At 49.3% G+C, this 12,318-nt stretch carries 4 protein-coding genes; all 4 read right to left on the bottom strand.

The annotated features are described in order from the left end of the window. Position 1: 1 nt before the first annotated feature. A complete protein-coding gene (locus I2H39_RS05955; RefSeq protein WP_227146737.1) occupies positions 2-1,102 on the bottom strand; it encodes an alcohol dehydrogenase in 1,101 nt (366 codons plus the stop codon). Positions 1,103-1,281: 179 nt separating this feature from the next. Then, positions 1,282-2,106: an SDR family oxidoreductase gene (locus I2H39_RS05950; RefSeq protein WP_195626072.1), complete on the bottom strand. Its 825-nt coding sequence runs from the start codon at positions 2,104-2,106 to the stop codon at positions 1,282-1,284. Positions 2,107-2,259: 153 nt separating this feature from the next. Continuing rightward, entirely contained in the window at positions 2,260-10,122 is a 7,863-nt protein-coding gene (locus I2H39_RS05945) for a doubled motif LPXTG anchor domain-containing protein (RefSeq protein ID WP_195626071.1), read from the bottom strand. A gap of 239 nt (positions 10,123-10,361) precedes the next feature. Continuing rightward, on the bottom strand, positions 10,362-12,318 hold a 1,957-nt coding region (locus tag I2H39_RS29070; RefSeq protein WP_243281779.1), incomplete at its 5' end, for a doubled motif LPXTG anchor domain-containing protein.

The raw sequence follows: 12,318 nt of genomic DNA, 5'->3' as shown, positions 1-12,318 counted from the left end.
ATTATGATACCTCAATTGCGTACTTTATCACATGGTCCTTCTTATGTTCGAACACGTCATAGGCCTCCATGATATCCTGAAGCTTTGCCCTGTGTGTAATCAAACAGCTGGTATCCAGTTTTCCCGCCTTAATCAGCTTCATGATTTCCCCGCAGCAGGAAGCGTCCACTCCTCCTGTCTTAAAGACCAGGTTCTTACCGTACATGTCCGGAAGAGGAAGCACCTGCGGTTCTTCATATAAGGCCACCACGCAGACTACTGCATTGGGTCTGGCAATCCTCCACGCCATCCGGAAGGTGTCCCTGCCTCCCGCTGCCTCCAACACGGCATCTGCGCCGCGTCCCTGTGTCAGATTTCTTATCTCCTGTTCCACGTCCTGGTCCAGCGGGTTGAGTATCACATCTGCCAGTCCCTGCTCCTTTGCCAGCTTAAGCCGTTCATTGGATGTGTCAACCGCAATGACCATTCCCGGACCATAAAGCTTTGCACACATCAGGGTACACAGTCCGGTGGGGCCTGCGCCGATAACAGCAACCGTATCTGCCGGTTTGATTTCCGCCAGGGAAGCACCCCAATATCCGGTGGAAAGGATGTCGCCGGTAAAAAGAGCCGCCTCATCCGTCACCTCATCGGGTATCCGGGTAAGGCCATTGTCCGCAAACGGCACCCTGACATATCCGGCCTGACCGCCGTCAATCCTGCATCCCAGCGCCCATCCTCCGTGTTCATGGGTGCAGTTGTTGACATAGCCCCGCCTGCAGAAATAACAATCCCCGCAAAAAGTCTCCACATTCACAGCCACCCGGTCCCCTGGCTTGAATTTTCTTACTGCCTCGCCGGCCTGCTCAACAATGCCTACGAACTCATGTCCCAGTATGGTTCCCGGCACAGCCCTTGGGACAGCGCCGTGCTTGATATGTATGTCGCTGGAACAGATGGTGGTAAGGGTTACCTTTATGATGGCGTCCCCGGGGTCCTCCAGAGTGGGAACCGGACGGTCCTCCAGGGTTATGACTCCCTTTCCTTTGTAGACCGCGGCTTTCATTGTTTGGGGATTCACTGCCAGGGGAGTCACTGCTTGGGGTTTCATATCGTTTGGCATCTTTAATTTACCTCCAATGTATCGCTGTTTTTTAAATCTGATATTATCCCACAGATTTAAGGTTATGATAGAATTAGGATATCACAGTTTGGCCGGCAGAACAAGGAATACCCAACCCCCGGACTCCTCCCTGAAACCATCCCTGCGTTTCTGGCACGCACTGCATACGCCATACGCTTCTAAAAGGACGTCCATCCCCCGTCTGTCTGCACCGCTGCCCCTGTCATATGGGTGGCATCATCCGATACAAGGAACAGGATGGATGCTGCCTGCTCCTCTGCCGTGGCCTCCCGCTCCAGCATGGAAGTGCGCTTCTGCCCGGCCATGGACTGGGCTTTGGCAGGGTCCATACCGGCTTTGATGGCAGCCTCCCTGTGGGCTTTCACATACTCGTACGCCTCGGCTACCATGGGCGTGGTGGTGCCTGCCGGATTGACGGAGTTGATGCGTATTCCGTATCTGGCATAATCAAGGGCCAGATTCTTAGTCAGACCATTGACCGCATGCTTGGATGCCACATAGGCAGGATTGCCCGGAAGACCTGTGAGACCGGCAATGGACGCATTGTTGACAATGGCGCCTCCATTTCCTTCCTTCATAAATTCCTGTATTTCATGCTTGCAGCAAAAAAATACGGAATAAAAGTTATTTGCCATGGTATAGTCCATCTGCTCCTGCTTCAGCTCATGGAGCGGGCTTGGATTTCCCATGACTCCTGCGTTGTTAATGGCAATATCCAGATGTCCATAGGCTTTAACCGCCATATCCACCATCTGTGCTGCATGCTCCTCTGCTGACAGGTCCAGGTTCAGGAAAATGGCTGTGCCTCCTTCTGCCCTGACAGCGTCCAGCACCCGCTCTCCCTCCTCCTTCAGCCGGTCAACCAGTACCAGCTTTGCGCCCTCCTTTGCCGCCCGGATGGCTGTGGCCTCACCAATGCCCCTGGCCGCGCCTGTCAGGATCATTACCTTGTCTCTAAAACGGTTGGGATAATATTGTTTCATATATAAATTGCCTCCTGTTGTTTGGTGGAGTTATTATATCCCAAATCCAAACGTATTTCCACCACGTCAGATTGTGAAAAGATTATTAAAGTTTCATTAAAAAACACAGCAGTACGGAAATCTCCATACTGCTGTGCCCTACCTCTTTATGCCTTATTTGATATGCCTTTTTCTGTCAAATACTGACAGGGTAAGTACGATACCGGAGAGAAGGAATGTCAGACTCATTCTGTCCATTACATTTCCGGTCTTTGGAAGAGGAGCCAGAGGAATCTCTCCATCATCAATAACCGCCATGTCTGTTTCCGGCCCTTCGGCCATCGGAACCTGGTTATCCTCCAGGGTAACTGCTCCGGGACCTCCCGCTGTGGAAACATACCTTCTGCCGGAGCCGCCTGAACCTCCGCTTCCGCCTGAACCTCCGGAGCCTCCGCTGCCGCTGCCGTCAGGAGTATTTCCACCGGTTGCGGACCACTGGGCTGCAAATACCGCATCCTGCTGATACTTATTGCTTCTGATATCATTTAAATCGGTAAACTCTGTATTCACATCGTCCATGGCTGCATTCCATCCGGAAAGAGTATATCCAGAATATGCCTCGGCCGTAACCGCCGCATCGGGGCTCACCCCATCCTCCAGGAATACGGGCTCTCCATCTGCCCCAATGACAATGCGTCCTTCTGAATCAAGTTCCACCAGACTCTTCCACTCTGTAACGGTTCCATATGCACCTGTACGGTTATCACGGATACGTCCCTGCTGCTCATTCGAGGATTCATAGATAAACTGAATCTCATAGGCATCCGGAATTCCATCCGGTTTATGGTCCGGTCCATCGTTATCCGCCATGTAATAGAGGGTTATGGTTCCATTTTCCCTTACCCCCTGGACAGGTTCATAGGACTTGCGCATCATTCCGGTATAGATATAGTGGGTTCCATCTGTTCCCTCGATTGATTCGGGAATCAGTCCGTGGAGCCTGCCGTCTGCTTCCGGGTCCGACCCAAAGGGCACCTGCTCCAGAAGCCTGCTGTCAAGCACGTTTGCAGGCACTGTCTTATCAACCATCTCCACCTTCACAGTGTACATATTGATATCCCAAACTGCTTCAAAGGCAACGCTGCCGGTAAACTCATGGTTATTGATATCCGCTGCCTGATATAACTGGTTCGCCTTAAAGTCAGCATCCATGGAATCCACAACCCTCCAGCCGCTGAATCCGCTTCCGTCCAGTGAAGGAATCAGGTTGTCTGTAATCACTCCGTATTTCTGCAGGCTGTAGGTCACCAGCGGGTCAGCCGAATCATTCAGTGTTCCGCCTTTCAAATCAAATACAACCGCTATATTGTGCTTTAATTCACCGTCCACATGCCATTCGTACGGGTCGCCTTCCTCAAACTGAATCCTATACCATATGATATCGTCCTTGGAATAGGTCCTGCCGTCCATGGTAAATGTGTCGTTCTCCGGCCACTGGGCAATCCGCTCTATGACCGCTTCATTGCTCTGGCTCAGTTCCCCGGCCGGCGCCGGAACCATCACCGGGTCGGCATGAAGGAAGCCTTCCCCGAACAATACATACTTATAAGAGGAATCCGGCTCATTGCCGTCCGGCCTTGCAATCTTATCTTTTCTCACAAAGAACCCGCTCCTGACCGTATCTTCCTCAAATACAGCGGTATAAACCTGATTCTTTGTAACTGTCTTGGGAAGCTGGCTGTCCTGCAGTACATTGCCTTCCATATCCATCCAGCCTGCAAACCGCATTTTTTCATCCAATGGCGTCTTTTCACCGATAAACAGATTTAAGCGGTCGCCATATTTGTAATCGCTCTTTGACTGCTCTGCAAATGCGCCTTCACTGCCCGGCTGATAGGTCACGGTAAACTGCTGCTTAAAGTAAAGCCTTAATGTAGTGGAACCATCCTCTTTTACCTTAGCCTCCATGATATTCCATTTATCTGTATCCAGAACATAGGTGCATTCACTCTCAACCTTATCCGCCAAATCCTGCTCTGTTACCTTCGCCATCCCATGGAGAGGCACATCATTCCTTATCTCCGTGTATGTTGGCTCTGACGGGTAACGGCCCCTGGACTGCATGCGGAACTCCACTTTGTAACGGATGTTCTCATTATCAAGGAAGTTAGCTGTAAATACAGTGTCGCAATAAAACTTATGCGCAGCAATGTCCTCTGTGTCATCAAACACATAATCAGGCATCAGCTTTTGATAGCCGGGCTGGTCGGATTTCCAATTGTTAAAGGTAAATCCGTCATCTGCAAGGTATTCCACACCGTCAGCAGCAGGACTTACAGGAGCGTACAGGCTTAATTCCCCGGTTGAATCCCTCCGTGTCATTACCTCCATGATTGTTCCTGTCATGGCGCCGTTTGCACCGGCCCTGTAGGTAAATGTAACCTGGTACCGGTCCGGTATGCCGTCCGGATTTGTCGGCTTTCCGCTGTCCTCCGGATTAGCCTCCCCTATTTCATCAATGCCGTAGTAGACATTAACTACATTGGCCAGCGGATTAAGGGAAACCTTTTTGCCGTCCCCGTCAATGTGGTCCAGCGCATAATGGCGTCCGTCCTTATCCAGGGATGCTGTCTTATCAAATACAATGTCGGAACCATATTCTGCATTTGTCACATGCTGTGCATGCTCGTACTGCCTGTCAATGCGGAACGCCCCCTGGGTATTTTCAAAGAAATAATTTACCGTGTATGCCAAATCCCGGCGAATCTGGCTGGTGACTTCCACCTCATGGTCCCTGGTACGTGTCAGAGACACATATCCCAGAGCCGCTGCCTTTTCAAACTCCGCCCCCTGAAGCGGACGGCCATCCACAGTAATGCTGCTTATGGTATAACCTGTATCCGCCCTGAACCTTACCAGCACAGGAAGAATTGCATCATATCCGTAGCTTCCGCCTTCACTGATACTGGAATGTTCATCAGAAACCGTAGTCAGAGTAAAACGCATGGCCTCCGATGTCACATAAACGGAATGACATGCCTTCCTGTCAACCCTTACACTGCCTGCTTCAATGGCATCCTGCAGCTCCTGTCCCTTAAGGGGATGTGCATCTACAAAAATCCCGGAAATGCCATACCCTTCTTTCGCCTCAAAGGTAACCTCTGTCATTTCCTCTGAATCATAGCTGTACGTATAAATCCTATCCAGCGGGTATGTAATCCGGCTGTGCAGGTCTGACCCGGTAGTAAGGGTAAATTCCAAGGGACTGCTCTCTACGAATACACTGTGGTCGCCCTTGCGGTCCACTGAAACAGAATGATAGGCCAGCGCTTTGAGAAGCTCTGCTCCCTCCAGGGAAACATCATCCACTATCACATTACTGATTCTGTAGCCTGTATTGGCCTTGAACTTAACCACCAGGCTCTTGCCTGCATCATAGGTAAAGGTGGTTACGGCCTGCTTTGGTTCTGTAATCTGACTGTTTTCATCCGCTCCCACAGTCAGCTTATATTCGTTAATCTTGCTTGTGACCGTTACAATGTGGTCCCTGTTGCGTTCCAGCTCTATATATCCTCTGGAAACCGCCTCTTTCAGCTCATCTCCTCTGTATGGGCGCAAATCAGCCCATAGGCCGGATATGGAATAGCCTTCCTTTGCGCCGAATTCCACCCTGAGCTTCTCCGTTCCATCATAGGTGAAATCCATGGAAGGGGTAATCCAGCTGTTGCGGTCTGAGTCTGTAACCAGGCGGTAGCTGTTTATCCTTGTGGTCACTTCGATGGTGTGGCTGCTCCTATAATCAAACCGGTAAGCACCGGCAGCTATGGCAGCCATCTTCTCAAGACCAGTTAATTCCTTCCCATCAATAATGATATTCTGTATCTGGTAACCATCCTTTGCCCCAAACTCGACCTTATAGCTGCCGGCCCATTTATACTCGTAGCTCTTGGTCTGAGGATTAATCCAGGAATTCTCATCTGCCCTGGCTGTCAGTGTATAAAGCGTCTTATCAGCCTTAACCACCACTGTATGGTCCTGCCTGCGGTCCAGTGTTATATGGCTGTAGCCCTGCTGGTCCGTCTCCGCCAGTATGGCCAGGATTTCATCCGATGTGTAAGATTTCCCATCCACAGTAATACTGGTAACCGTATAGCCCTTATCCGCCTTGAATTTCACATCCAGCATATCCGTATCGCTGTAGGAGTATTTAGTTCCTTTGGTGATATCGGCATTTTGGGAGCTGGTAATAAGCTTATATTCAGACCTGACGGAAGTCACCGATACCTGATGGTTCTGTTTACAGTCCACTTCCACCCATCCGTTTTTCACAGCTTCATCCAGTGCTTTTCCTGTTAAATCAATACCATCCACCCTGACGCCGGATATCCGATACCCCTGTGCGGCTGCAAAGCTCACCTTGATAAGAGCTTCTGCGTCATAAAAATACTGCGCGCCCTGGTCAATGACAGAATATGCATCCGAAGCCGTGGTAAGTGTATACTGTCTGGGATTCCACTTAGCTGTAAGGACATAGGTGACCGGATTTATATTTATATCCTTCCAGACATTGCCTACAAACAGCTTGTCTCCCTGCTGATATATCTTACTGCCGGCCTGGTTGACGCTGGTTTCGGCAAGTTCCCATCCGGCAAAATCAAAATGATTCTTTTTCAGATTTCCGGAACCCTTAATCTCAATATAGCTGTTTTTATTTTTAATTGCTGGGTGGTAATAGGTTTCGTTGTCAACCGGAGCCTTTCCTTCCGCCCCATTGCCATCATACCTTACCTTAATCCTTGCAGGCGTTGCCTGGATTTTAAATTCCCTGTACCGGTATGCCTCGTTCCTGTCGGAGTAATGGAACTGGTTGGTACATCCCAGGGAAACAGCTTCTGCGTTTGCAGATGAAAAATCCCTGCTTGCGCCGTCAGCGGAAATGGCGTCCGGTGCATCCGCTATATCCACATAGATGCCTTCCCCATACCGCGCTTTTGCCAGCTCTGCCTCGGACCCGCCATTTCTGTGCTCAAAGGTGGTCGGAGTCACATAGCCGGTGGCCGGTTTTACATAGAAGGATACAATGTCCGTTCTGGCTGTCTGAAGGTTCTGGCCTCTCTCCATTTCTTTGAGTTCTCCGCCGTTGACGCTGTACCATAATGATATATCGGAGGATTCCTGATTGAATTTGAAATGGAACTGGCTGGCTGTGTCTTTGACTACGACTTTGAAAAATTCATTGTATAATCGATTGCCATACCAGATTGTGGCTTCTTTATCACCTTCAAAAGCCTTTACTTCTGCCACCGAATACAATTTGCCATTTTCCTTTGTATCCTTCACTGTCCGCACAGCAACTGCCTTTGGGTCTGATGCGGACCATTTACCGCCATAAATCCGGTTTGCTTTTACTAAGAAAGATTCTCCCTTGTTAACCTTCACCGTAGTCCAGGTTATATTATCTCTGCTGATTACTGCATAGATGGAAAAGTGCTCTGCTTCAAAACTCAGTGTATCTACCGTTCTGCCAGATACATCCACCGTATCCCGGACCTCTTCCAAGGCCTTTACATCCTCAGCTTCTGTTTCCACGTGAACAATGGACAGTTCTTCTGCGGTCTGGCTGGCCTCCCTCACGGGAATACCGGAAAATGTCACTGTCACAGCGCCCTCCTGGTTCCAGATTCCGGCGTCCAGCTTCTGGTTTCCAAGCCACAGATTTATGTCATAGGCTGCCACTGATGAGACATTCTTTCCCTCTTCGGAAGCCGCCTCCTGTGCATTTTCCCGGATGGAATCCTCAAGGGCTGCATCCACTCTTTCCGCTGAAGCGGTTACACCCTCCGGCAATACGCCTTCCGGCGCATAAAGGCTGATAATCATGCCATCATCCACCACAATGGTATCTGCAAATTCCGGATGCTCGTCTGTCTCAGTGGTATAAACCTCAATCTCCAGTTCGTCCGTCACATCTTCTATGGTGAACCAGGTGATACTCTCGGATGAAGCCTCCGGGTTTGCTTTCCCGAAGACTGCTGACTCTGAGTCTGGGGCACCTGAGTCTGAGGCTTCTGAATCTGAGGCCTCTGAATCTGAGGCTTCCAGGATATCTCCATTGGCTGACACTGACTGTATGTCATAACCAACCTGGGTCTTGACGCCAAATGTAAGGCTTCCGCCTTCCTCAACACCGCGCGGGCCGTCTACAATGCGGGCTGTTCCCTGTGAATAAACAGCATAGGTTACCTTATATCCCTCAAAATCATTTAAGGCCTTCAGCGTATTTACAGTGGTGGTATAAACCTTGGCCGTGCTGCAGTATCCGATTCCCACAAGGTCATCCGATGTGGCTGATTTAACCTTATGTACTTCTTCCGCCTCTGTTTCCGCCGGTGCCTGCGGCGGCTCTGTCTCTATGGTAATGACAGGCGTTTCATCGGTTATGGCTGCTCCTGTTGTTTCGGACGGAGTGTCCGCAGCGGACTCTTCCTCTGTCTCCTTACCATGACCGGATTCGCCGGATGTATCTGGCTGGCTGGTCTGGTCAGCCTGGCTGGACTGCTCTGGTCCGCCGGATGGTTGTGGGACATCGGTTGGTTCTGTATTGCCGGATGCAGCTGAGTCGTTGGATGTACCTGACTCGCTGGATGTATCTGACTCGCTGGATGTACCTGACTCGCTGGATGTACCTGCTTCATCTGATGGTTCCACATTACTGCTGTTTTGACTGTCAGAGGTTTCTTTTGTTGTGGTTTCTTTTTCAGAGGTATCTGCGGCTGTTTCCTCATTTTGGTGTTTCTTTTGGGGTTCTTTATCTTCGGATTCTTTGTCTTCTGATTTTTTCTCCTCTGATTCTTTTGTCTCTTCCTCGATTTTCACACTTGAATCATGATTTTCAGGAAGGGCTGCTGACCCATCACCTGCCTTTTCTGCAACAACAGGCGCATAGTGACGGTTTATGGATGCAACAGGCCTGTTATCTGCGGACTCGTCTTTCACTGTTTTTTCCGGCTCTGCCTCTGACTTCGCATCCTTTTTTTCAGCATCGCTCTGTCCTTTGTCCTGCTCTGCCTTCTGTTCCGTTTCTTCTTTTACGTTATCGGGTGTTTCCCCGGTCTTATCTGTATTCTCATCCTGTTTTTCTTCTGTTTCCTTCCGGGTCCCGTCCGTTTCCTGTTTGCCAGTGTCTGTTTCCTCTGTAGCAGGAGCTGTGGTTTCTTTCTGCCCTTCCTCTCCTGCTGGATTCTCTGTCTCCTGACTCTGGGATGTCTGGTCCTCCGTTTCATCTGGAGCTGACTCTGCCGGGGTTGGCTCTGCCGGATTGGTTTCCGGTGGAGTTGTTTCCGATGGGTTTGATTCTGACGGCACGGTTTCTCCTGGAACTGTTTCAGGGGGAACTGTTTCCGACGGCACGGTTTCTGCAGGAGTCGTTTCCGCAGGAACTGTCTCCGTAGGAACCGTTTCCGCAGGCTTGGATATGATATTTACTTCCTCATCTCCAAACGCAGCCTCGTAGCTCTTTACAGTCAGTCTCTTTGTTCTCTTTACCTTCTCCTTGCCATCTTCCATTCTGGTGATGGATGCGGAACAGCTGATGGAACTTTCCCCATTATTCACATACAGGAATATAATTTCCTCATCTCCGGTGACCATATACATGTCATCCGTGTCATCCGGAAGCCGGACAAATACGCGCAGCTCCGCGTCCATGTCCCCTCCGTCATATTCCGGATAAATCTCATATACATTTCCTTCACCATAAAATAATGCTTCAAACTGTTCTGTCTTTCCGTTGGTAAAGTCAATGTCTCCTTCCTGTAGGGGATTTCCTGCAGCAATCGCCTCTTCAATTGCGGTAACCAAACCAGCACCGCTCATCTCGAAAACTACGCTGCCAGAAGTTTCCGCCGCATATGCTGTCGTAAGGTCCGTACCAATATTAGTGGTAATCATAACCGCAGCAATCAATGCAGCCAGCAGCCTTTTGCATAAACCATAAGGTTTTCTATGCAATGCTCTTGATTTTCCTTTCTCCTTCATACCGTTTTCTCCTCTTCATACTTAGTCCTATGTTATTAATCATATCAAATGGGACGTTATTGGAAGCGTTAGGTTGGCCAGATAATGGGAAAATTCTTAATATTTATTTAATTTGTTTTAAATCCTGCCCCAAATATTGACAAAGAGCCGGAAAAAAGCCATAGAAAGCCGCAAAAAGAACCCCTGGCCATAATGACCAGGGGTTCCTGTTATGCTGCTATTTTGTTTTACATTGACTGTTATGAATCCTCTTCTTTACGTTTCTTGCTCAATGCTGTTACCGCAACGAAGATTCCTGATAACATCATAGTCAATGTGGTTCTCATAGATGTCTGACCTGTCTTTGGCAGTGGTGCCAACGGCACTTCACCGTCATCGATTAAGGTTACATCTACTGGTGATTCTGGAAGAGGTGCTAACGGCACATCCTCTGGAGTAATGGTTGTAGTTGCTCCTGGGCCACCGGTTGATGGGGTGTAGCGTCCATTGCCTTCGGTGTTGCCGCCGGTGCCGCCACCGCCTCCTCCGCCACCGCCACCGCCACTATATCTGAATTGTGCGGTAAACGTGGTGCTCTGTGTGAACTCTGCAGCTTTGATTTCGTCTGCATTGGCATAGCTCCTGCTTCCATCTGTCCAGTTATTGAAAGTATAATTTCCAATGCTGGATACTGTTACGTTAGCGCCCGGTCTTGCAGGCCTCAGTTCCCTATGGTCATTGCCATCTTCTCCTGTAACGATTTCATAGATGGTCTTGACTTCAGTTACTGTTCCTGATACTGTTCCACGATTTGCGTCTTCTGATACATACTGGAACACAATCTGGTACTTATCAGGTACTCCATCTGGTGTATTCGGCTCTTCAGTACCGATTTCATCAACGTCAAAGTATGCTGTAAATGTTGTATCTACCAGATAGGTATTCAACTTCATCTTTGACATGTCTGGAGTGTAGTCATTTACTTCTCTGTCAGTCCAATAGTCGAATGCGTAGCCATCCAGAGCTGTTGCGATTGAGCCATTCGGGCTAATCGGTGTCTTCTCTGTGTAGTTGCCATCTGCATCCATGAATACATGTACTTCTGCCTTAAGTGGGTCTGCATCTACCGTACCCTTTGTCACATCTGCACTCTTGTATACGAAGATTGTTTCATATTTATCAGGTACTCCGTCAGGTTCATTTCCGTCTGGGCCATTTCCCTTCTCGTCTGTATCAAAGTATGCAGTGAAGGTGGTGTCTTCCAAATATGTCTTCGATTTCAGAATGCTCATATTGATTGTTGAATCTTTTGCATCGTTGTCTGTCCAGTAATCGAATGCATTGCCATCGGTTGCGGTTGCGGTTGCTCCATTGGGGCTTATTGGTGTCTTTTCAGTGTAGTTACCGTTTTCATCTCTAAAGGTATGGACTTCTTCTGATACACTGACAGTTCCCTTGGTAATATCAGCGCTAACATATCGGAATATTGTCTGGTACTTATCCGGTGTTCCGTCCTCATTGTCATCCTTCGCATAGTACACATTGATGACATTCTCTGTTACTTCCGCTCCGATGGTCAGCGGCAGGTTCTCCACACGGTCAAGCGCATATTTCGTTCTCGGCTTGCCCTCATAGGTTGTTACCTGGCTTCCATACAGACCGTTACCCGGTTCAGCTTCGTCCTCATCCTCTACTTCATCGTAGAAGTAATGCACGCTGTATCCGAAGGTATTCTCCGTAAAGGTAATCGTGTAGGTTACATCCTCCGTTATCACCGTCTTCACATCCGGAGTCACATCCCATGTTCCTCCTGTGTAGCCTGTGTCCGCGGTTGCTGCCGGTATCTGCTCCGCCTTCAGATGGCCCTCGGTTTCCTCCCATTTCTGGGATTCTTCGTTCCAGCTGTAAAGGTCTACCTTCACTCCGGTTTCTCGCAGCGTTCCTCCGAACGTTCCGTTCACTGCCTTAAAGGTTACATCCACCTGGTACTTATCCGGTGTTCCGTCCTCATTGTCATCCTTCGCATAGTACACATTGATGACATTCTCTGTTACTTCCGCTCCGATGGTCAGCGGCAGGTTCTCCACACGGTCAAGCGCATATTTCGTTCTCGGCTTGCCCTTATAGGTTGTTACCTGGCTTCCATACAGACCGTTACCCGGTTCAGCTTCGTCCTCATCCTCTACTTCATCGTAGAAGTAATGCACGCTGTATCCG

This window comes from Clostridium sp. 1001283B150225_161107_B6, from assembly GCF_015556325.1.
Taxonomy (GTDB): Bacteria; Bacillota; Clostridia; order Lachnospirales; family Lachnospiraceae; genus Enterocloster.
This window is presented reverse-complemented; position numbering and strand designations above follow the sequence as displayed.

Excerpts from the sequence above, each read along its gene's own strand:
- I2H39_RS05955 (WP_227146737.1), bottom strand. The coding sequence starts at position 1,102 with ATGCCAAACGATATGAAACCCCAAGCAGTGACTCCCCTGGCAGTGAAT.
- I2H39_RS05950 (WP_195626072.1), bottom strand. The coding sequence starts at position 2,106 with ATGAAACAATATTATCCCAACCGTTTTAGAGACAAGGTAATGATCCTG.
- I2H39_RS05945 (WP_195626071.1), bottom strand. The coding sequence starts at position 10,122 with ATGAAGGAGAAAGGAAAATCAAGAGCATTGCATAGAAAACCTTATGGT.